Origin of the sequence: Vulcanimicrobium alpinum (assembly GCF_027923555.1) — a bacterium.
Lineage (GTDB): Bacteria > Vulcanimicrobiota > Vulcanimicrobiia > Vulcanimicrobiales > Vulcanimicrobiaceae > Vulcanimicrobium > Vulcanimicrobium alpinum.
This window is the reverse complement of record NZ_AP025523.1, coordinates 354,554-374,944: the sequence shown is the minus strand read 5'-3', so window position 1 is coordinate 374,944 and position 20,391 is coordinate 354,554. Positions and strand designations below refer to the sequence as shown.

Sequence of the window (20,391 nt, the reverse complement as noted above, 5' to 3'; positions counted from 1 at the left end):
TCACGCGCCGTCGCCGCCGACGTCGCCGATCGAGACGATCGTCAGCATCCGCATCTGCACGCGGCCGTTCGCGGCGAAGCGAGCGAAGAGCTCGCGCGATTCCGCGCGCAGTTCTTCGGCCGCAGCACCGCCTTTCGGGAGGTACGAGGTGCTGCGCGTGCGCGCGAAGAGCCCGTCGGCGTCGAGGTCGTGGGTGTTGGAGAACGTGAGCCGCCGCGGCTGATGCCATGCGCCCGCGGACGCGAGGCGCTCGAAGGCGCTGCGCGCATCGTCGCGGCGGCGCTCCGTCTCGTCGGTCGCGTAAAGCCGCACCAGATCGCCGTATGCGGCGGTGAACGCGTCGCTCTCGTCGCGTTCGTTGTACACGAGCGCGACGCGCCCGCCGGGCCGGAGGATGCGCAGGAACTCGCGCAGCGCGGCGTGCGGGTCGAGCCAGTGGAACGCCTGGAAGACGGTCACCAGATCGACGCTCGCCTCGTTGAGTCCGGTCTCTTCGCCGGTCGCCGCGATCCACTCCACGTTCGGATGCGGCTCGGCGGCGCTGCGCATATCGGCGTTCGGTTCGATCGCCAAGACGCGCGCGCCGGCGGCGGCGAGCAGACGCGAGGAGATCCCCGTCCCGGCGCCGATGTCCGCGGCGAGCACCTCGTGCGGGTCGCCGAGCCCGTCGAAGAGCGCGTCGATGGCCGCCTGGGGATACGACGGACGGCCCGCGACGTACGCGCCGGCGCGATCGTCGAACCGCGTCGTCGGGTTCACCGAAGCGCCTTCGCCAACTCGTCGTACAGGTACGTCATCGTCTCGATCCCGCCGTAGAACTGACCAAGATCGAAGCGCTCGTTGGGCGCGTGGATCGCGTCGTCGGGAAGGCCGACGCCGATCAGCACCTGCGGCAGGTGCAGGATGCGGTCGAACGACGAGACCGGCCCGATCGTCCCGCCGGTCCCGATGAAGACCGGCGGTTTGCCGAAGCCGAGTTCCATCGCGCGCGCGGCGGCGGCGACGGCCGGGTGATCGCGCGATGTTTCGACCGCACGCACGTCGCCGTGCTCCTCGATCTCGACCGTCACGCCCTTCGGTGCGACGCGCTTGAGGAACGTCGTCACCGCGTGACGGACCGCATGCGGATCCTGATGCGGGACGAGCCGCGAGGTCAGCTTCGCCTTCGCGTACGACGGGATGATCGTCTTCGAACCGTCGCCCTGATATCCGCCGTACATCCCGTTGATCTCGAGCGTCGGGCGCATCCACATCCGCTCGAGCGGCAAACGCACCGATTCGCCGCTGAGCTCGGGGACGCCGAGCGCCGCCGCTTCTTTGGCGGGATCGAACGGCAGCGCCGCGATCTCCGCGCGCTCGGCCGGCGAGAGCTCGCGCACGCCGTCGTAAAAGCCGGGGACGACGACGCGCCCGTGCGCGTCCTTGAGCGCCGCGAGCATCTGCGCGAGCGCCTCCAGCGGGTTCTTCACGATCCCGCCGTAGTAGCCCGAGTGCAGATCGGTCGCCGGGCCGTGCACGGTGATCTCCCAGCCGACGAGACCGCGCAGCGACGTCGTCAGGGACGGGACGTCTTCGGCGAAGACCGCGGTGTCGGAGACGACGACGCAGTCGCAGGCCAGCCGCTCTTTCTCGCGGGCGAGAAAACTCTCGAAGTGCGCCGAGCTGACTTCTTCTTCGCCTTCGATCACCACCTTGACGTTCAGCGGCAGCTTGCCGTTGACGCGCAGGTGCGCTTCGATCGCGGCGAGGTGCATCAGACATTGCCCCTTGTCGTCGACGGCGCCGCGGCCGTAGAGCTTGCCGTCGCGGACCTGCGCGTCGAACGGCGGCGAGGTCCAGAGCGCGATCGGATCGTCGGGCTGGACGTCGTGGTGGCCGTAGATCAGGATCGTCGGCGCGCCCGGCGCGCCGAGCCACGCGCCGTACGCAACCGGATGGCCGCCCGTTTCGAGGACTTCCGCATCGGTGAGCCCGGCGGCGCGCATGCGCGCGACCGCATGCTCGGCAGACCGTCGCACGTCGCCGGCATGCGCCGGCTGCGCGGAGATCGACGGGATCGCGATCCACGCGCGCAGTTCGTCGAGATAGCGCGCGCGGTTGGCGCGGACGTGTTCGACCAGGGCATCGGCGTGCGGAGCGATCATGGCCGATGGCTTCGCCGCCGCGACGGTCAGTTCCAGGCGCCGCGCGATTCGACCGGTTCGGGCGTCGCGGCGCCGTTTGCGCCGCCCGTCTCCGCATGACGGACCGGGCGTTCGTCGCGCGGTTCGTCGATGTCGATGCGCACGCGCAGGCGCCACGCGCCCAGCACGATCGCGAAATGCGTAGCAAGGATCGTCACGTCACGCCTCCCGAGTCGACCACAACCGTGCGGCAAGGAATATCGCGACGACGGCAATCGCCCAGGCACAGATCGCCCGCGCTTCCGGCGTCATCGCGATGACGCTGGTGTTGCTCGTCACGCCGTCGCTGACACGAATTCCGCCTAAATAGACGAGCGGGTTGAGCAGGTTGAGCGCCATGATCGCCGCGTGAAGCCACGGTGGGAACGGCGCCTGCGTCAGCCCGGCGGCGATGACGAATACACCCCAGCTCGCTCCGGCGAGCAGCGGTCCGCGCCCCGGAAGGCGCGACGCGGCGAGGCTTATCAGCGCGTACCACATGAACGCGGCGCCGAGGCTCAGCACCAGTTCCGTCACGGCGACGCCGGTGTCGACGTGCATCTGCCCCCGCGCGTGAAAGAGTGCGAAGACGATCCCGATCGGGACGGCGGCGAGCAGAATCCCGCCCACGTACGCGATGAGGATCGCCAGCGCGTCGACCGCAACGTACGCCCACGCGATGCGGTCGCGCGTCGCAGGCCGCGTCCACAGCAGCGCGATCGTGCCGCCTTCGGCACTGAGGCCCGGCGCGAGCGCGGTCGCGGCGATCAGCGCGAGGAACGCTCCCGGCGCGAGGAGGGCCGAGAGCACCATCGACCCGTGATCGTGGACCGGTCCGCCGCGCAGCGCGTACGCGAGCGAGACGACCGCGATGAGCACGAGCGCCGCTTCGATCGCGAAGATCCACGTCAGCGCGCGGCGCGCGCGCAGGACCTCGACGTACGACATCAGACTGCTCCTTCGCCGTCGCCGACGGCATCGAGAAAGACGTCTTCGAGCGAACGGTCAACGACGCGCACGCCCGCGGCGCCGAGCGCGCCGAGCCGTGCCGTGACGGCGGCCGCGTCGCTGTTCGCATGGACGCGGATGCTGGTGCCGATCTGTTCGACGCGCATCGTCCGCTCGAGTCCGCCCAAGTCCGGGACGCTTCCGATGAAGGTCGCCTCGACGATCCGCGCGGCTTCGCGCAGGTCGTCGAGGACGCCGGCGAGGACGATCTTCCCGTCGCGCATGATCGCGACGCGGTCGGCGGCGCGATCGATCTGCCCGATCTGGTGCGACGAGAGCAGGATCGTCGCGCCGCTCGTCCCGGCGTCGATCAGCAGGTCGAGGACGACGCGCTGCATCAGCGGATCGAGACCGCTGGCGGGCTCGTCGAGGATGAGGATTTGCGGCCGGTGCGCGAGCGCAAGGATCAGCGACAGCGCCGTCTGCTGGCCTTTCGAGAGCCGCGACGACTTCTTGCGTGGATCGAGCCGGAACGTCGCGAGCAGTTCGCTCGCGAACGCCGCGTCGTACGACGGCTGGGTGCGCCGCGCGAACTCGAGATGCTGCGCGACCGTGAGCCAGCCGTAGTGCGCCGGACGTTCGGGGACGTACCCCAGCGACGCGAACGTCGCCGGCGTGCGCGGCACGCCGTTGAAGCGAACCTCGCCGCGCTCGGGCTGTGCGAAGCCGAGCAGGCACTTGAACGTCGTCGTCTTCCCGGCGCCGTTGCGTCCGAGCAGTCCGCAGACCGAGCCGCTCGGAACTTCGAGCGAGACTTCGTCGACGGCGAGGACGTCGCGATAGCGCTTGGTCAGCCCGCGGATCGCGATCATCGTTCTTCCTCCGGATACCAGCGCGCGACGGCCGCTCGGGCGATCGCGTCGAGTTCTTCGCGCGTGACGCCGAGCGAACGTGCTTCGCGCACCGCGTTGTCGAGGGCGATCTCGGTGACGTTGGTCGCCATCCGGCGCGCTTCGCCGACCGCACCGTTCTCGCGAACGAACGATCCGCGTCCGGGCGTCGTGGCGATCACGCCGTCGCGTTCCAAGTCCCGGTACACCCGCGCGACGGTGTTCGGATTGAGCTTCAGTTCGTGCGCGAGACCCTTCACGGTGGGCAGGCGCTCGCCGGGGGCGAGCGCCCCCATCGCAACGGCGCGCTTGATCTGATCGGCGAGCTGCTGATACAGCGGACCGCCACCGTGCGGGTTGACCGAGAAGAACGCGGGCGGCAAGTTAGATCGAGACGCCCCAGCCGCGGAAGCTGGCGAAGTCGGGCCGGGTGCGGCCGACGCACGGGCGGGCCGGTTCGGGACGGACGGTGCGGACGTGGGCGCGGGCGCCGGACACGGCGGCGGGAGCGGGGGCGGCGGCGGTGGTCATGGCGGGCTCCTTAGCGGCGGACTTGTACTAGTTGAACTAGCCCAATATAAAGTACTAGATGTACTAGTACGCCGTCAAGTGGGGTCGGAGGGAGTTTTTCAGCCGCTGAAGGGTGACCCGAGTTCGATGTGCTGGGCGGGGCCGCCGACGCGGCCGCGCTGCACGTCGAACGCGTGGGGCTTTCCGTCGTAGGCGCGCAGCTGCGTCTGGTACGTTCCGTACTCCCACCAGAAGCGGCCGTCGAGTTTGTCGATCACATCGCCGGTCCGCAGGCCGGCCGTCCACGCCGGTCCGCCCGGGCGCACCAGCGCGCGCATGTAGCCGTCGCTCGGCTTGAACATGACGTAGAAGTACGTCGGCGTCGCCGATTGCGGATCGTACGCAAGCCCGCGATCGAAGACGTTCGCGGCGAGCGCGGAATGCTCGCGCGACCACACGCGCAGGCGGAACAGCACGTCGCGCGCGGCGGTGCGCACGTCGCCCTGCGCGTGCCATTGATCGACGCTCCAGCCGGCGCAATCGGTCAGTTCGGCGCCGAGATCGCGCTCGTCGCGGCCGAGCGGCGTGACGCGCACGCGCAGCGCCGCGGAGTACGGCTTCGCACGGCAATCGCTCGCCGAGGGATCGCCGTTGGCGTCGACGATGCGATAACCGCTCCAGCCGCGCGCGATCTCCTCGCGCATCTCGCGCGCCGCGCTCGCGCCGTCGGCGCTTCCGTCGTCGATCACCGCGATCGCGCGCGCGGCCGAGGGCGGCGCATAGAGTCCCGCCGGATCGCTCGCCGCGCCGGCCGGTCGCGCGGCCGCGAACGGCGCCGTGCCGAACAGCGCGCCGCCGGCGACGACGACCGCGAGGACGCCGATGGTCGCGACGCCGACCTGCCACGGCAGCGTGAGCCGCGTGATCCGTTCGACCGGAACGCCGGTGAAGTTCGCAACCCACACGTTCTGCGTGTTGGTCGGATCGCAGACGTTCTGCACTTGCACCACGGCCATCACCGCCGCGACCAGCGCGACGGCGGGGACGACGCCGAGCGTCGCGAGCACCGTATAGACGCCGATCCCGACGCCGTACGGGTTGAGCGGTCCGCGGTAAAGCGCGAGCGGCGAGAGCAGGCCGAACAGCAGCACGTACGCGAGCGGCGAACGCGGCGCGACCGCCGAGACCAGCGGCTTCACCGCCGCCTGCACCTCGGTCGTGTTCGCGGCGACCAGCAGCATCCCGATCCCAATCATCAGGATGGTCGCCGGCGCGACGTCTTCGATCCCGCGGATCCACGCCGCCAGCAGCGTCTGCACCGCGCTGCGCGGACGCGTCACCAGCACGCCGTAGAGCGCCGCAATCGCGAAGCCGACGATCGCGTCGACGTTGAAGCCGCGCAGCAGCACCAGCGGCAGGACCGGTGCGATCAGCGCGAGCGGGCCGACGCGCTTGCGCGGCGGTTCGCCGGCCTCCACCTTCGTCGCGTAGCCGCGCGTCGCGCGCGCCCGCACCAGCGCGTAAGCGATCAGCACCGCCGCCTGCACGGCGAACAGCACGAACGCGTAGTTCTGAAACGCCGCGCGGTCGACGCCGAACACCGTGCCGTAGAACTTCCACTGCGCGATGTTGAGGACGTACCCGAGGCCGAACGCGAGCAGAAAGAGCGTCGCCGACGTGGCGCGCGGCAGACCGACGGTCATCATCACCGGCAGCACGATCGTGCCGATCATGATGATCGCGCCCAAGCCCGTGACGGTGGTGAAGAGCACCGCGACCACCGCGCACAGCAGCAGCGAGAGCACCAGCGGACGATCGCCGCCGAACTCCGCGGCGTACGTCACCAGCGTCTCGGCGATCCCGGTCGAGAGCACGACGCGGCTCAGCAGCGCGCCGAAAAACAGCGTCGCGTACACCGGCGCGAGTTTCACCGCGCCTTGCGTCACGATCCCGGTAAGATCGTGCACGCCGGCGAGCGCCGCCGTCGCCAGCGCCATCAGCGGTACCGCCAGCAGGGCCGGCAGTTTGCGCGCGATCATCAACCCCGCGAGCGCGACGAAGACAAGGACGATCAGGACGCCGGTCACGGGGCGGCGTCCGCGTCAGGGACTCGGATAGACACCCTCCGTCACGTTGCGCGCCTCCGCATAGCAGGAACAGGTGATCGTCTCGAGCTTCGCGCGATCGAGGATCCGCACGCCTCCGCGTTCGGATTCGATCGCCCCGGCCGCGACCAGTTCGTTGACCGCGAGCGTCACGGTGGGGCGACGCACGGCGAGCATGAGCGCCGTCGCTTCGTGCGTGAGGCGAAAACGGTCGCTGCCGACCCGGTCGTGCATGCGCAACAGCCACCGCGCCAGGCGCGCCGGTGCGGCATGCCGCGCGTTGCATGCGACCGAGATCCCTGCGGAGCGCAGCATCGCGATCGTGTAGCGGTTGACGAGGGCCTGCATCGCGGGCGACTCGCGTACCGTTTCGGCGAGATGCCCGGCCGAGACGGCGAGCGCGTGGGTGGGCACCTGTACCAGACGCCGTCGCTGCTCGCGCGGGGCGCCGAGCGCCGCCTCGAGCGGGCTAAATCCTTCGGGCCCAGTCACCGTCACCTCGGCCGCGCCGCCGTCGTCCTGCTCCTCGATCTCCGAGATCGCGCCCGTCAGCGGAAAATAGACGGTCGTCAGGGCCTCGTCCCGCTGGGCGACGTTGACCCCCAGCGCGAGTTCGATCGTCGTCGCGGTCGCGGTCAAGGCCGCCGCGTCCGCCGTTGGAAGTGCATCGAGAAACCGGTTACCGCTTGCCATAGGTTCTCCGCTACCCGGCAATCGCGCAGACGATATGCGAGCGAGCGCGCGCCCTCACTTTGCGCTTGGGATGACGGTCTCCCAGGGCGGTAGCGTCCCGGCTCCGTCATAATCTTCGCGGGCGGCAGTGTCGAGCCGGTCGGCACAGCGCTGCGCGTCCGCCGCCGCGGCATGGTAGTGCACGAGGATCCGCGGCAAGCCGCCGTCGGTGCTCTCGGCTCGCCAGGCGCGCACGTACAGCGGTTCGATCGCCGCGAGCGCGTCGCGCATCTCCCAGCACAGATACTTCGCGACGTTGAGGCTGCGATAGACGGAGCCTACGTTGCGTTTGGTGGCGTGCGCGCGCGCGTCGTCGTAGTAGTCGCGGGCCTCCTTCCCGATCTGCAGACGGCGCGCGAGATGATCGTACCGCAGCGCGCCGACCGTCATCGGCGCGACCGCGTCGGCATGAAGGGGTGGGCGCGCGGTCCACACGTGCGCGAGTACCGCCTCGGCGCGCGTGCGGATCGCGGCGAGATCGAGCCGTGCGGCGCGGGCCTGCACCCGCGGGTCGAACGGGTCGCGCCAAAAGAGATAATCGGGCGCGTCGCCCTCGTCGGCGCGCAGCAGCAAGCGGATCGCTTGCAGACCGTCGAGATCGGCGGCGTACGCCGGGTCGTCGGAGCCGAAAAACGCGCGCGCAAACGTACGATGCCACGCAGCATCATCGACCGGCCGCGTCTGCCACGCCGTCGCCGCGGCGTATGCGACGGCGGGCCACGTCGCCTCGTATAGCGACTCGCCGTCGTCGTGCCACACCGTCATGAACATTCCCAGCATCCCGCGCGCGCCCTTCGCGTCGGCGCCGAAGCGCGCGACGTTGGCGTACGCGGTTTCGAGATCGGGATAGATCTCGTTCCAGTTCGCGGCGCCGGGTGCGATCATCTGGTCGAAGCCGGCGTTCGCGATCGGATCGACGTAGCCGCGAAACGAGCGCTCCGCGCCGTAGTGAAACGTGACCACCACCGTCGAGCGCGGAATCAGACCGAGGATCGAGGGGTCTTTCTGGATCGCGTCGTCCCAGATCATCGGACGCACGCCCGCCGGCAGCATCGCAGCGACCCGGTTCACGTGGTCGGCGAAGACCTGCGGCGTGCGCGGCGTGCGCCCGCGCCCGAGATCGAGCGGTTCGTCGGCGCCGAGATGCACGAACGGCACCGGCATCGCGGCGCCGGCGACGCCGCGCACAAGCGGCGCGAGATAGGTGTACGTGCGCGGATCGCTTTCGGCGAGGAGATACCCGTGCGGCAGTTCCGCCAGCGGCGCGTACGTCTCCCATTTGAGCGTTTCGTGCATGTGCGCGAACGTCTGCTGCTCGGGGATCAGCGTGACGTGATACCGTCGCGCGTAGCCGGCGAGCTCGCCCAGCTGCGCCAGCGTGTACCCGTTGGGCCACGCCACGTAGGGCGCGCGCGGATCGACGACGACGTGCTCCATGTACGGCGACCAGCCGTTCATCTTCAAGGACGCGAGCGTACGAATGCGCTGCTTCGCATAGGCCATCGTCGGGAACGGACCGCGCGAGACGTCGTCGGAGAGGACGCGCCAGCGCAACGCGGGCGCGTCGGCGATGCGCACGCACGGCAGCGTCCACTGCCCGTTCGTGCGCTGCGGCAACTGCGCGAGCGTCGCGAGCGCATCGAACTCCGACGCGCTGCCGCTCCGGATCCCGATCGCGACGTCACGACGCGTCACCGTGAGATCGTAACCGTCGCCGCCGGCGGACGTCCGCAGGCGCCGCACGTCGGCGATCGCGGGCGGCGGCGCGAGGACCGGTGCCGGGATCCCGAGCGCGCTCCAGCGTTCGCGCAGCAGTTCGAAGCCGCCGCGATCGGTGCCGGCCGCGAACCGCAGGGGGCGGTCGAGCACGTAGGGTGCCGCGCATGCGGTCGCGTCGACGGAGTTCGGCTGCGGCACGAGCGCCGCGAGGGCCAGCGCGACCAGGAAGGTTGGCACGTGCCGCGCTACACCGGCGCGTGCACCGTCTCCTCGCCGCCGTTCTCGCCTGCGCGTTCGTCACCGGCGCTTCCGCCGCGCGCGCCGACGCTCCGCTCGCCGTCGCCGCACGCCTTCCGCCCGACGCCGCCGCCGCGCTCGACCGGCTCGTGAACGACGCGATCGGCCGCGGCGATCTTCCCGGCGGCGTCCTCGTCGTCACCTCGTCGCACGGCGTGCTGTATCGCCGCGCGTACGGGATCCGAACGCTCGAGCCGGCACGGGTTGCGAACGATCCCTCGACCATCTACGAGTTCGCGTCGACGACCAAGCCGATGGCGACGGCGAGCGCGATCATGCTGCTCGCCCAGCGCGGCGTCCTGCGGCTGGGCGATCGCGTCGGCACGTGGATCCCCGCCTTCGCCGCGAACGGAAAACACGACGTCACGCTGCTGCAGCTGCTCACCCATACCGGCGGGATGCAAATCGACTACGTCAAGGCCGATTACCAGGCGGACGTTCCGGCGATTCTGGCGCACACCTACGCCGCCGGCCTGAGCTTCGCTCCGGGGACGAAGTTCGAGTACAGCGATCTCGCGTTCATCACGCTCGCCGACGTCGTCGCGCACGCCGCGAAGACGCCGTACGAGCGGTTCGTGCAGGACGAGCTCTTCCGTCCGCTGGGGATGCGCGACGCGTTCTTCGACACGACGATCGACGCCGCGCATCGCGCGCGGCTCGCGCCGCAGATCCGCAACGAGTCGGAACAGCGGCTGCGCGATGCATACGGCACTGTCCCCGGCCTCAACGGCCACGCCGGGATGCTGGCGACGGCCGGCGACGTCGCGCTCCTCGCGCGCGCGTTCTTGCGCGCGGCGCGCGGCCTCGAAACGCCGGGGTTCGCGCTGACGCCGGCGACGGTGCGCGCGATGATCGAGCCGCATTACGCCGGCGACGGTCAGGTGCGCGGGATCGGCTGGGACCTCGACTCGGTGTACTCGCGCAACCGCGGCGAGATCTTCGCGCGCGGCGGATTCGGGCACACGGGCTCGTCGGGGACGAGCGTGTGGATCGATCCGGCCTCGGACGTCGCCGTCGTCTTCGCATCGAACGCGCACTATCCCGACACCGGCGGCTCGACGCTGTACCTCGAAGCGAAACTCGACACGCTCGTCGCGGCGCAGATCCGACACCAGGGCGGCGAGCGCACCGCGATCGACGCGGCGCGCGAACAATCCGCGCGCTACAGCGCCGACGCCGCGCGCAGCGCGCTCGGCTTTCCGGCCACGCCGGGACCGGCGCCGACGCCGGCTCCATCGCCGTCACCATCGCCTTTGCGGTAGGCACGACCGTCACCAGCGAATCGCGCTCCGGGCGCGGGCCCGCTCTCGCGCAAAAAAAAACGCGCCGGCAGCGTAGCTGCCGCCGGCCTGGAGAGCACGCCGCCAATCGTACGCGGCGCGCACCGGCGCGGCTAGTAGTATCTCAGGAGAAAGTGGTCGGAGCGCTCATCCCGCCGCAGGCATCAACGCGTCGGCGTGGGCCATCGACCACTCGCACAAGGCGTGGATGTGCGCGCGCAATCCGTCTCCCATCGGGGAGAGACGGTATTCGACCTTGGGCGGCGACACGTCGAACGACTCGCGCACGACGAATGCCATCTCTTCGAGATCGCGCAAGTTGCGCGTGAGCACTTTCGCGGTGACGGGCGCGAGCGCGCGTTCGAGTTCCTTGAACCGTTTCGGACCGGTCGAAAGCTCCCAGAACACCGCGAGTTTGTGTTTGCTGGCGAGCACGTTGGCGACGCGCTGCACCGGCGTGCGCCCTTCGCCGATCATCCGGCGAATCGCCACTTCATCGCGTTCCGTCCAGCTCCCCGACCCGTCGTTCATCAGCCCGCCTGCTTAGAAGAAAGGGTTTGCGCCTCCCGCTTTCCCGCGAGATACTACTGTTCAGCGATCGTTCGCCCCGCTAGCATCGTGGACATGAAAATTCTTGCGGCACTCGCCGCGGCGTTCATCATGTCGTCGGCGGCTGCGTCCGCCCAGACGCAAACGTCGATCTCGAAGATCGCCTTCGGCCCCGCGAACACGCTCTTTGCCGCCGATTGGCGAACGGGCCGCATCTATGCGTACACGCTGGGTCCCGCGACCTCCGCGGCTTCGCGGCCCTTCAACCTGCTCGACCTCCAGGTGCCGCTTGCGAAGGCCGTCGGCACCGAACGCTTCCGCGTCGACGACCTCGCGATGCGTCCGGGGACGAACGAAGCGTACATCGCGCTCGACGCCGGCAGGCGCAACGAACCGGCGATCGTGCGCGTCACGCCGGCGGGTACGGTGACGAAGCTCGACCTCGCCCGCACGCATTCGACGTCGGTCGCGCTCGAAAAAACCGGCGGCGGGGTGACGTTCTGGGACAAGGTCCCCGAGCGCGCCTACACCGTGACCGACATGAAGTGGCACAAGGGACGGCTTTACGTCGCCGGGCTCGCGAACCAGAGCTTCTCCTCGACGCTGCGCATCCTGAGCTATCCGTTCGCGAGCCAGACGATCGCGTCGGTGGAGATGTACCATACGGTGCACAACCAGTGGGAGACGCGCGCACCGATCCGCGCGATGACGTTCGCGAACGTCGGCGGCGTCGACACGCTGCTGGCCGGATACCTGTGCTCGCCGCTCGTGTCGATCCCGGTCGCGAGCCTCGTCGACGGCGCGCACGTCAAAGCGAAGACGCTCGCCGAGCTCGGGGTCGCCGGGATCCCGCAGAGCATGATCGTCTACGATCAGCCCGACATGCAAAGCGGCAAGAGCTACCCGTTCGTGCTGATCACCGAACGCTATCGGCCGTCGGTCGCGATCCCGTTGAGCGGGATCGAAAAAGAGAACGCCGGCGCCGGGATCACCGCGCCGCCGTCGATGACGGCGCCGCCCGGCGCCAACCTCGGCGCGATCGTCGAAGACTTCGACGGCGCGTTGCGCATCGACAACCAGGACGCCACGTTTTTCGTCGCGCTGCGCCGGAATCTTGACACCGGTGCGCCCGAACTCGTCTCCTACGACAAGCGCGCATCGTTCCGGCTCTCGGACGCCGATGTCTCCGAGTACGACTTCCCCGCGTATAAATACAACGCCGACTACCAGCAAAAGTACATCCTGCCGATGCAGAATATGCTCAAGAAAGAAGAAGGATATCGGGACCTGGTCGTTGCGCCGAAAGCGCCGTAACGCGGTGCTCGCGCTCGCGGGGACGCTCGCCGCCGCCGTGCCGCAGGGTTCGGCGGCGGCGCCCGGCGTGCGCGTGTTTCCGTCGGGCGGCATGGTCTCCGAAACGCTGCTGCGCATCTCGATCGTCTTTCCGTAGCCGTCCGGTGAGGCGGTTGCGAAACGCGTGCGGCTGCGCCGCGCCGACGGGTCGTTCGTGCCGCATCCGTTCGTCGATCCGCCGCTGTGGTCGGCGGATCGCCGCACCGTGACGCTGCTGCTCGATCCGTCGCGTCAAAAGATCGGTCTGGCCCATCATCGCGCCTACGGTTTCGTCCTGCAGTCGGGTGCGCGCACCCGGCTGCTGCTCGGCGATGAGGTGGTGAAATCGTGGCTGGTGAGCCGCGGCGGCTGCACGCCGCTCGATCCGGCGCAATGGCGGATCGCGACGGTGTACGCCGGGACGCGCGACCCGCTGGTCGTGCGCTTCAACGGGCCGATCGACGCGCTCGCGAGCGAGTATCTCGCCGTCGCGCTGCCCGACGGCGCTCGCGCCCGCGGGAGCCCGCAGCTGGCCGTCGGCGAACGCGCGTGGACGTTCGTCCCGGCGGGCGCGTGGCGCCGCGGTGCGCGCCTCGCGATCCACCCGCGGCTCGAAGATCCGTGCGGCGACGAGATCGGCGAACCGTTCGAACACGCGCCCGGCCGCGGCCTCGGCAGCGCGCGCACCACCACCTTCGTTCCCCTTCCCATTCGCACCGCCGACTGATCGGAGTCCGTCATGCCGCCGCCAATCGCCGTCGTCACCGGAGCGTCCGGGGGCTTGGGCTCGCAGCTCTGCGGGCAGCTCGCCGCGCACGGCATCTCGCTGGTGCTGCTCGACCGCAACGACGACAAAGCCCGCGCGTTCGCGCGGACCCTCGAGGCGACGCGCTCAGGTTCGGTCGCCGGGACGTTCGCCGTCGACCTCTCCAGCCACGCCGACATTCGCCGCTGCAGCGGCCAAATCGTCGCCGCGTTCCCTGCGGTGCAATATCTGTTCAACAATGCGGGGCTGCTGCCCGAGCGGCTGGAGTTCTCCGGGCACGGCAACGAGCTCGATTTCGAAGTGAATGCGCTCGCGCCGCTGCAACTCGTCGATGGCCTGCGGCCTGCGCTGGTCAATGCCGGCGGCGCGACGGTCGTCAACACCTCGGCCGGCCTCTCGCTGCAGGCGACGTCGCTCGACTGGAACGATCTCGTACGCCCGCAGACGTTCACCAAACTCTTCGGCCCCTACGTGAAATCGAAAGCGGCGCTGAACGTCATCACCACCGCGCTCGCGCGCGAGCTCGCCGCCGACCGCATCATCGTGCGCGCCGTCGACCCCGGCCCGAATCGCACGCGGCTGACGAAAGGCGCGGGGACGCCGCTGTGGATGCGGCTCTTTTTCGCTTTCCTGCCCTCGCCCGACAAAGGCGCGCGTAAGCTCTACGACGGCGCACTCTCCTCAAAGTGGGAGGAAACGACCGGCGCGTTCATCAGCGGCGGAAGATTCGCTCGCTCCCGCCGGCGCTCGCCGACCCGCAGTTTCAGACCGAGTTCCTGCGCCGCTGCCGCGAGCGCGCGGCGCTCCTCTGAGCCCGCGCAGGGAGCGCATCCGGCCGCACGAACCCTGCGCGGATGGCGCTGAGCGGCCTCGACATCGCGGTGATCGTCGCGTTCTTCGCGATCAATCTGGGCATCGGACTGTACTTCGCGCGCGGGAGCGGTAAGAATGTCGCCGAGTTTTTCCTCTCCGGCCGCAGCGCGCCCTGGTGGCTCACCGGCGTCTCGATGGTCGCCACGACCTTCGCCGTCGACACGCCGCTCGCGGTCACCGGGTTCGTCGCGCAGAACGGGATCGCGGGCAACTGGCTGTGGTGGAACATGGCCGCGAGCGGGATCCTCACCGTGTTCTTCTTCGCGGCGCTGTGGCGCCGCTCGGGCGTGCTCACCGACGTCGAATTCATCGAACTGCGTTACGGCGGCGCGCCGGCGTCGGCGCTGCGCGGCGTGCGCGCCGTCTACCAAGGCGTGCTCGTGAACACGATCATCATGGGCTGGGTGAATCTCGCGATGGTGAAGATTCTCTCGCTCACGCTGCACGTGCCGACCTATCTCGCGCTGTGGCTGTGCCTGGGATTCACGGCGCTCTACGTCACCATCGGCGGCTTCTGGTCGGTGCTGGTCACCGACTTTCTGCAGTTCGTCGTGAAGATGACGATGGCGATCGTGCTGGCGTGGGCGGCGGTCGCCGCGGTCGGCGGGATCGGCGCGCTCAAAGCCGGGCTCGCGACGCTCGACGCGCAACGCGGCGGCGGCTCGATCCTGGCGTTCGTCCCCTCCGGCGACGCGGCGTCGTGGATGCCGGTGACGACGTTCCTCGTCTTCATCGGCGTCGCATGGTGGGCGTCGTCGTATCCCGGCGCCGAACCCGGCGGCGGTTCGTACATCGCGCAGCGCATCTTCGCGTCGCGCAGCGAGAAGGACGCCGTATGGGCGACCCTGTTCTTCAACGTCGCGCACTACGCGCTGCGGCCGTGGCCCTGGATCCTCGTCGCGCTCGCCGCGCTCGTCCTTTACCCCCACGGCGTGATCGGCGCGAACGGCAAGCCCGATCCGGAGCTCGGCTACGTGCAGACGCTGGTCGACCATCTCCCCGTCGCGCTGCGCGGATTGATGATGGCGGGCTTCCTCGCCGCCTACATGTCGACGATCGGGACGCAGTTGAACCTTGGCGCGTCGTACCTCACCAACGACCTCTACCGCCGCTTCATCCGGCGCGACGCGAGCGACGCGCACTACGTCTCGGTGTCACGGGTGATGACGATCGTCGCCTGCATCCTCGCCGCGGCCGTCACGCTGTTCATGTCGTCGGTCGGCGAAGCGTGGAAATACATGCTGACGCTCACCGCCGGCGTCGGCCTGGTGATGATCCTGCGCTGGTACTGGTGGCGCATCAACGCGTGGAGCGAGATCTCCGCGCTCGCCACCTCGGCGATCGTCGGCAGCTGGTGTTATCTCAGCGGGATCGTCGTCGGCGACGATCCGAACGCGACCGCGAAGCGCCTGCTGATCACCGTCGCCGCGACGACCGTCGTGTGGCTCGGCGTCACGTTCGTCACCAAACCGGAATCCGAAGCGACGTTGACGCGTTTCTACGCGCGGGTGCGGCCCAGCGGCGCCGGCTGGGGGCCGATCGCGCGGCTGGTCCCCGGCGGCAGTGAAGACCGCCTCGGGATCGCGCTGGTCGACTGGATCGCCGGGCTCGGGCTCGTCTACGGGACGCTCTTCGGGATCGGCCGGCTCGTGCTCGGCGACGTGCCGCAGGGGCTCGCGTGGTGCGCGCTCGCGGTCGGCTGCATCGCCGTCATCGCGCGTACGCTGCGCACGCCCAGCGTGAAGGTCGCGGTCGCGACGATGATCGCATTCGCCGTGTGCCTCAGCGCGGCGGGCTAGCGCGTTACGTCGACGGCGCGTCGGCGATCGCGCCGAAGCGCTCGTCGAGCACGCGCGCCGCGTCGTCGAGCACCGTCCCGAGCTCGACGGCGTCGCCGACCTGACGGACGCGGTCCGCGATCTCCGCCAGCGCGCGATCGAGCGCGTGGACGCGTTCGACGAGATGCGCGTCGAAGCGCGCGTGGTCGGCCGCGCGGATGACGCGCTGATCGGAGAACTCGCAGCGCAGGATCAGGCCGTCGATGCGCTCGCCCAGCGCATCGGCCGGCCGCAGGCGTTCGCGGGCGAACGAGAGCGCCTAGCCGAGGTAGGCCCGGATCTGCTTGTCGACTTCGTGACGCGCGTCGCCGTTACCGTAATCGGCGTAGCCGGGGATGCGGGCGCGCACCGCCTCGAGATCGTCCATCGGTGCGAGTTACGCCGGTCGACGGCCGAACACCCGGGAAGATGAGGCGTGGCGGCGCTGGAGCGGAACGGCGCGGGGCGGCCGCGTGCGCGCTCCAGCCCGGCCCGACCGATGCCGCTCGATCTCTAGCGCTATCGCGCGAGCGACGCGGCGAACAGGTTGACGCTGACGACGTACGCGACGGCGACGATCGCAAACGCCAGGATGCGCGCCCAGATCGGAAACTGCGCCATGCGCACTGCATAGCCGAAGCGTCCGCGCCCGCGCAAGAACGCCGGCGCGAACGGCCGGTTCCGGCGCGCGAAACGCCGTCGCGGCGGCGCGGCTACGCGCGACGGTAGAGGCGCGCGAGCACCGGCTGCAGCGGCGCGCCCTGCGCGACGATCGTGATCAGCACGACCGCAAACGTCGCGTCGATGATCTGCGGACGTCCCGGCAGCGTCGCGGGCAGCCCCAGCGCGAGCGCGAGCGGGAGCGCGCCGCGCATCCCCGCCAGGAACAGCGTGACCCGATCGCGGCGGCTGCGGCCCGCGACGAGCGCGAGCAGGGCGCGCGCGAGCCACACCGCGCCGACCGCCGCGATCACGAGCACCGGCTCGTGCACGATCCGCTGCGGCTGAATCAGGATCCCGGTCGCCAAGAACACGACGGCGTTCGCGATGAACGCGAGCGCGATCCAGGCGCGGTCGACGTCGGCGGCGTTGGTGAGCGCGGCCGGCATCCGCGCCAACGCCGCGCGCAGCGCGACGGCGCCCGCCGCTGTGGCGAACAGACCCGAGCCGTGCCACGCCGCCGCAGCGACATAGGCGAGGTACGCGAGCACGATCGTGACCGTCACCTCGTACTCGAGCGCGTCGGTCGCGCGCAGTGCAAACGCGCACGCCAGGCCGAACACGACGCCGACGGCGATTCCGATCGCGATCGCGGCGATTCCGGCCGCGATCTCGACGCCGACCGGCGGCGACGCGCCCGACGCGAACGCGAGCGCTAGCGCGAAGAGGACCAGCGCGACGCCGTCGTTCGCCAGCGACTCACCCTCGACCAACGTGCGCACGTCGAGCGGAACGTCGACGCGGCGGAACGCCGCGACGACCGCGACCGGATCGGTCGCGGAGACGATCGCACCGAACACGAGGGCGGAACCCGGCGTGAAGACGCCCAGCGCGATGAGCGCGCCGGCGACGAGCGCCGCGGTCGCAAGCGTCCCCGGAACGGCGAGCATCGCAATCCGCACGCCGGTGCGGCGCAGCGCGCCCAGATCGAGATTCCACGCCGCTTCGAAGACGAGCGGCGGCAGAAAGACGAACAGCAGCACGTCACCGAACGCGAACGGGAGGTCGACGTGCACGAACGTCCCGACGGCGACCAGCGCGACCGCCACCGGAACGCGCAGCCGTTCGGCGAGGATCGAGACGACGACCGCGGCACCGAGCAGCGCGACGAACGCACCGACGCCGCTCGCGACCGCGTTCAACCAGCCAGATCCGGGAGCACGTCGGAGGCGCGGGCGCGCATCGAAGCGTCGACGTGCGCGGTCAGCGCCGTCTCCTCCGGGTTGATCTCGACGACGAACGCATCGGTGCACTGCTTCGTCGCGAGCGACGCCGCCGGCTGCACCATTCCCGAGGTTCCGACGACGAGCATCAGGTCGGCGCGGCGCGCGGCATCGAACGCCGCCTCGAGCGCGGCGCGCGGGAGCGGTTCACCGAACCACACGATATCCGGCCGCCACATCCCGCCGCAGTCGTGGCGGAGCGCCTCGACGCCGTCGCGGGTGAACTCGACGAGCACGTCGTCGAGCGGACGGCGCAGATCGCAGATCGTGCAGCGCGACTCGCGCATCTTGCCGTGCAGTTCGAGTACGTTGCGCGAGCCGGCGCGCAAGTGAAGCGAATCGACGTTCTGCGTCGCCAGCGTGAAGTCGTCGACGCGCTCTTCGATCGCGGCGAGGGCGACGTGCGCCGACGACGGTTCGACGCCGGCGTGCGCGCGCCGCCGCTCCGCGTACCACGTCCACACCAGGTGCGGATCGCGCGCGAACCCGCGCGGCGACGCAAGGTCCTCGACGCGGTGCATGCGCCACAAGCCGCCGACGCCGCGAAACGTCGGCAAACCGCTCTCCGCCGAGATCCCCGATCCGGTGAGCACGGTGAGCGAGCGCGCGGCGGCGAGGCGCGCGCGCAATTCCGCCGTCTCCACCTACGCCGCGTCGCGCTCGGAACGCGGCGCTTCGACGTGCGGCGCGCCGCCCTCGAGGAGGCGCAGCGCCGGCAAGCCGCCCCGCGGCGGACGCTCCGGCGGATCGCCGCTGTCGAGATAGGTCCGGATCGACGCGTAACAACCCGCGAGCGCGACGCAGCCCCACGCGGCGATCTCGGCGAACGCGCTCGACCACGGCCGGTGGTGCGCGGCCGTCCAGAACGGCATCGCGACGGTGAACGCGATCGCAAGCACGCCGCCCGCTCCGGCGAGGGCCGCCGAGACAAGAAACGTGGAATCGCGCGGACGACGACGCTGCTTCATACTGTTCCTTGACCGAATCGCATGCGCCGGGGAGCATCCGGCGCGGACCTCTCCACGTTACCCCATGCGAGGTGACCGCTTCAACGGCGCGAAGCCCGAACCAATGGACCCAGGGGTGCGGTTGATGGATCGAATCCGAGCGCGAGACCCCGTCGCGTTCGAATCGCTCTACGATGCGTACCACCGGCTGGTCTTCGGAATCGGTCTGCGCATGCTGGGCGATCCAAGCATGGCTGAAGACTTGACGCAGAGCGTTTTTCTGAAGATTTGGACCGCTCCGGACGCGTTCCGCGGCGGTTCGTTCACGGCATGGGTTTCGCGCGTCGCCCGCAATCGGGCGCTGGACGTCCTGCGTTCGCGCGCCGTCCGCCCCGAAACCGAGATCCCCGCTGATCTTCCGCTCGACGGCGCGCTCGACGACGACGTCTTCACGCGCATCGACGCGCAGCGCGTTCGCGATGCGCTGGCTCAGCTTCCCAGCGATCAGCGCGATTTGATCGAACTCGGTTTCTTCGGCGGCGTCACCCATCAGGAACTCGCGCAGCGCACCGCGACGCCGCTGGGGACCGTGAAGACGCGGATCCGCGCCGGGTTGCGCAAGATGCGCGAATCGCTCGGCGAGCGGGTGTCGCAATGAGCGTGCCGATGCCGCGCGACGAGATGATGGAAGTGGTCGCGCTCTACGCGCTCGGCGTTCTCCCGCGTGAGGAGAGCGCGCTGGTCGCGGCGTTCGTCGCCGGCGACGACGACGCGCGCCGCGAGTATCACGATCTGCGTGCGGCCGCCGACACGATCGCCTTCGCCGCCGAGGAACCCGTCGATTCGGCAGCCTCGGCGCGGATGAAGGAGCGCTTGGTTGCGAAAGTGCGCGCCGACGCGGCGGGCGGCAATCCGGTCGCGCGGCGCCGCATCGGCCCCAACCCCGGCTGGCTGTGGGGGACGGGGCTCGCAGCTGCGGCCGCGCTCGTGTTCTCGTTCGTCACGGTCGCGCAGGATGTGGCCCTGCGCGGCGATCTGGCCCAGACGAAGCGTCGCGCCGAGACGCTCGCAAACCAGCTCGCCCAGACCGAACGGGTCTCCCGCAACGACCGGCAGACGCTGACCGACCTGGTCTCGTCCGACGCGCGCCGCTACGAGGTCGCGCAGGGGGCCGTCGTCGTCCGCGGCGATCACGTCTACTTCGCGCTCTCGAAACTGCCCGCGCTCCCCAAAGGGAGAGTCTACCAGGCGTGGACGGTCCTGAAGGGCGCGAAGGCGGTGCAGCCGAGCGTCACCTTCACGCCGAACGCCGACGGTGTCGCCGTCGTCCAGCTCCCCGTCGACGCACTGAAGATCGGAGCGGTGGCGGTGACCGTCGAACCGGACGGCGGAAGCAAGGCGCCGACCACGTCGCCGACCTTCGTCCGCCCCCTCTCCTGAACGCACACCGCTTCTGCTCGAACCCGTCACCCGGGCGACCCGCCGCGACGCCGTCGCGTTCGCGGCGCGCCGGCCGTACGA

At 70.0% G+C, this 20,391-nt stretch carries 23 protein-coding genes; 9 read left to right on the top strand and 14 right to left on the bottom strand.

The window, feature by feature from the left end; translation table 11 throughout:
* The 10 genes from WPS_RS01840 to WPS_RS01795 all read right to left on the bottom strand — a co-directional run bounded on the left by WPS_RS01840 (position 1) and on the right by WPS_RS01795 (position 9,303).
* Positions 1–759, bottom strand: coding sequence for a class I SAM-dependent methyltransferase (locus tag WPS_RS01840; protein WP_317996162.1), 759 nt, complete (start codon positions 757–759; stop codon positions 1–3).
* A complete protein-coding gene (locus tag WPS_RS01835) occupies positions 756–2,144 on the bottom strand; it encodes a dipeptidase (protein WP_317996161.1) in 1,389 nt (462 codons plus the stop codon). The genes WPS_RS01840 and WPS_RS01835 overlap by 4 nt, the downstream gene beginning before the upstream one ends.
* A 26-nt stretch (positions 2,145–2,170) precedes the next feature.
* Positions 2,171–2,341, bottom strand: a complete 171-nt coding sequence (locus WPS_RS01830) for a hypothetical protein (protein ID WP_317996160.1) — start codon at positions 2,339–2,341, stop codon at positions 2,171–2,173.
* A gap of 1 nt (position 2,342) precedes the next feature.
* A complete protein-coding gene (locus WPS_RS01825) occupies positions 2,343–3,110 on the bottom strand; it encodes a hypothetical protein (protein ID WP_317996159.1) in 768 nt (255 codons plus the stop codon).
* On the bottom strand, positions 3,110–3,982 hold the full coding sequence (locus tag WPS_RS01820; RefSeq protein ID WP_317996158.1) for an ABC transporter ATP-binding protein: 873 nt from the start codon (positions 3,980–3,982) through the stop codon (positions 3,110–3,112). The genes WPS_RS01825 and WPS_RS01820 overlap by 1 nt, the downstream gene beginning before the upstream one ends.
* Positions 3,979–4,383 (bottom strand): GntR family transcriptional regulator, encoded by a 405-nt coding sequence (locus WPS_RS01815; protein WP_317996157.1) that lies wholly within the window; start codon positions 4,381–4,383, stop codon positions 3,979–3,981. Before WPS_RS01815 ends, WPS_RS01820 begins: the two co-directional genes overlap by 4 nt.
* Position 4,384: 1 nt before the next feature.
* Complete coding sequence (locus tag WPS_RS01810; protein WP_317996156.1) at positions 4,385–4,531, bottom strand: hypothetical protein; 147 nt, start codon at positions 4,529–4,531, stop codon at positions 4,385–4,387.
* A gap of 98 nt (positions 4,532–4,629) precedes the next feature.
* Positions 4,630–6,597, bottom strand: a complete 1,968-nt coding sequence (locus WPS_RS01805; RefSeq protein ID WP_317996155.1) for a hypothetical protein — start codon at positions 6,595–6,597, stop codon at positions 4,630–4,632.
* A gap of 15 nt (positions 6,598–6,612) precedes the next feature.
* A complete protein-coding gene (locus tag WPS_RS01800) occupies positions 6,613–7,254 on the bottom strand; it encodes a Crp/Fnr family transcriptional regulator (RefSeq protein ID WP_317996154.1) in 642 nt (213 codons plus the stop codon).
* 108 nt (positions 7,255–7,362) lie between these two features.
* A complete protein-coding gene (locus WPS_RS01795; protein WP_317996153.1) occupies positions 7,363–9,303 on the bottom strand; it encodes a glycoside hydrolase family 20 zincin-like fold domain-containing protein in 1,941 nt (646 codons plus the stop codon).
* Positions 9,304–9,323: 20 nt separating this feature from the next.
* Here WPS_RS01795 and WPS_RS01790 point away from each other — a divergent pair, with 20 nt between their 5' ends.
* Entirely contained in the window at positions 9,324–10,625 is a 1,302-nt protein-coding gene (locus WPS_RS01790; protein WP_317996152.1) for a serine hydrolase domain-containing protein, read from the top strand.
* A 165-nt stretch (positions 10,626–10,790) separates the two neighbouring features.
* On the opposite strand, the gene WPS_RS01785 is transcribed toward WPS_RS01790, so the two are convergent.
* On the bottom strand, positions 10,791–11,174 hold the full coding sequence (locus WPS_RS01785; RefSeq protein ID WP_317996151.1) for a winged helix-turn-helix transcriptional regulator: 384 nt from the start codon (positions 11,172–11,174) through the stop codon (positions 10,791–10,793).
* 87 nt (positions 11,175–11,261) lie between these two features.
* Here WPS_RS01785 and WPS_RS01780 point away from each other — a divergent pair, with 87 nt between their 5' ends.
* The 6 genes from WPS_RS01780 (at position 11,262) to WPS_RS01755 (ending at position 16,413) form a co-directional block, all read left to right on the top strand.
* Complete coding sequence (locus tag WPS_RS01780) at positions 11,262–12,506, top strand: hypothetical protein (RefSeq protein WP_317996150.1); 1,245 nt, start codon at positions 11,262–11,264, stop codon at positions 12,504–12,506.
* Between the two features lie 4 nt (positions 12,507–12,510).
* Positions 12,511–12,642, top strand: a complete 132-nt coding sequence (locus tag WPS_RS01775) for a hypothetical protein (protein ID WP_317996149.1) — start codon at positions 12,511–12,513, stop codon at positions 12,640–12,642.
* A 27-nt stretch (positions 12,643–12,669) separates the two neighbouring features.
* A complete protein-coding gene (locus tag WPS_RS01770) occupies positions 12,670–13,251 on the top strand; it encodes a hypothetical protein (protein WP_317996148.1) in 582 nt (193 codons plus the stop codon).
* A 12-nt stretch (positions 13,252–13,263) separates the two neighbouring features.
* Positions 13,264–14,154, top strand: a complete 891-nt coding sequence (locus tag WPS_RS01765; protein ID WP_317996147.1) for an SDR family NAD(P)-dependent oxidoreductase — start codon at positions 13,264–13,266, stop codon at positions 14,152–14,154.
* Positions 14,145–15,962 carry a sodium:solute symporter family protein gene (locus tag WPS_RS01760; protein ID WP_317996146.1) on the top strand — a complete coding sequence of 606 codons (1,818 nt, stop codon included), beginning with the start codon at positions 14,145–14,147 and terminating at the stop codon, positions 15,960–15,962. The genes WPS_RS01765 and WPS_RS01760 overlap by 10 nt, the downstream gene beginning before the upstream one ends.
* Positions 15,963–16,107: 145 nt before the next feature.
* Entirely contained in the window at positions 16,108–16,413 is a 306-nt protein-coding gene (locus WPS_RS01755) for a hypothetical protein (RefSeq protein WP_317996145.1), read from the top strand.
* Between the two features lie 280 nt (positions 16,414–16,693).
* Here the strand turns inward: WPS_RS01755 and WPS_RS01750 are convergent, their stop codons facing one another.
* From WPS_RS01750 to WPS_RS01740, 3 genes are read right to left on the bottom strand one after another with little or no spacing between them, the layout of a single operon-like run.
* A complete protein-coding gene (locus tag WPS_RS01750) occupies positions 16,694–17,842 on the bottom strand; it encodes a cation:proton antiporter domain-containing protein (RefSeq protein WP_317996144.1) in 1,149 nt (382 codons plus the stop codon).
* Entirely contained in the window at positions 17,839–18,567 is a 729-nt protein-coding gene (locus WPS_RS01745) for an SIR2 family NAD-dependent protein deacylase (protein ID WP_317996143.1), read from the bottom strand. Before WPS_RS01745 ends, WPS_RS01750 begins: the two co-directional genes overlap by 4 nt.
* Complete coding sequence (locus WPS_RS01740; RefSeq protein WP_317996142.1) at positions 18,568–18,891, bottom strand: hypothetical protein; 324 nt, start codon at positions 18,889–18,891, stop codon at positions 18,568–18,570. It abuts the gene before it with no gap.
* Between the two features lie 124 nt (positions 18,892–19,015).
* Between WPS_RS01740 and WPS_RS01735 the strand changes: the two genes are divergently transcribed.
* Complete coding sequence (locus tag WPS_RS01735; protein WP_317996141.1) at positions 19,016–19,528, top strand: RNA polymerase sigma factor; 513 nt, start codon at positions 19,016–19,018, stop codon at positions 19,526–19,528.
* A complete protein-coding gene (locus WPS_RS01730; RefSeq protein WP_317996140.1) occupies positions 19,525–20,310 on the top strand; it encodes an anti-sigma factor domain-containing protein in 786 nt (261 codons plus the stop codon). The genes WPS_RS01735 and WPS_RS01730 overlap by 4 nt, the downstream gene beginning before the upstream one ends.
* The last annotated feature ends 81 nt before the right edge of the window (positions 20,311–20,391 follow it).

Bases quoted from the DNA above. Each gene is read 5' to 3' on its own strand.
- WPS_RS01835 (WP_317996161.1), bottom strand. From the start codon at position 2,144: ATGATCGCTCCGCACGCCGATGCCCTGGTCGAACACGTCCGCGCCAAC.
- WPS_RS01825 (WP_317996159.1), bottom strand. From the start codon at position 3,110: ATGTCGTACGTCGAGGTCCTGCGCGCGCGCCGCGCGCTGACGTGGATC.
- WPS_RS01820 (WP_317996158.1), bottom strand. From the start codon at position 3,982: ATGATCGCGATCCGCGGGCTGACCAAGCGCTATCGCGACGTCCTCGCC.
- WPS_RS01810 (WP_317996156.1), bottom strand. From the start codon at position 4,531: ATGACCACCGCCGCCGCCCCCGCTCCCGCCGCCGTGTCCGGCGCCCGC.
- WPS_RS01785 (WP_317996151.1), bottom strand. From the start codon at position 11,174: ATGAACGACGGGTCGGGGAGCTGGACGGAACGCGATGAAGTGGCGATT.
- WPS_RS01765 (WP_317996147.1), top strand. From the start codon at position 13,264: ATGCCGCCGCCAATCGCCGTCGTCACCGGAGCGTCCGGGGGCTTGGGC.
- WPS_RS01760 (WP_317996146.1), top strand. From the start codon at position 14,145: ATGGCGCTGAGCGGCCTCGACATCGCGGTGATCGTCGCGTTCTTCGCG.
- WPS_RS01740 (WP_317996142.1), bottom strand. From the start codon at position 18,891: ATGAAGCAGCGTCGTCGTCCGCGCGATTCCACGTTTCTTGTCTCGGCG.
- WPS_RS01735 (WP_317996141.1), top strand. From the start codon at position 19,016: ATGGATCGAATCCGAGCGCGAGACCCCGTCGCGTTCGAATCGCTCTAC.
- WPS_RS01730 (WP_317996140.1), top strand. From the start codon at position 19,525: ATGAGCGTGCCGATGCCGCGCGACGAGATGATGGAAGTGGTCGCGCTC.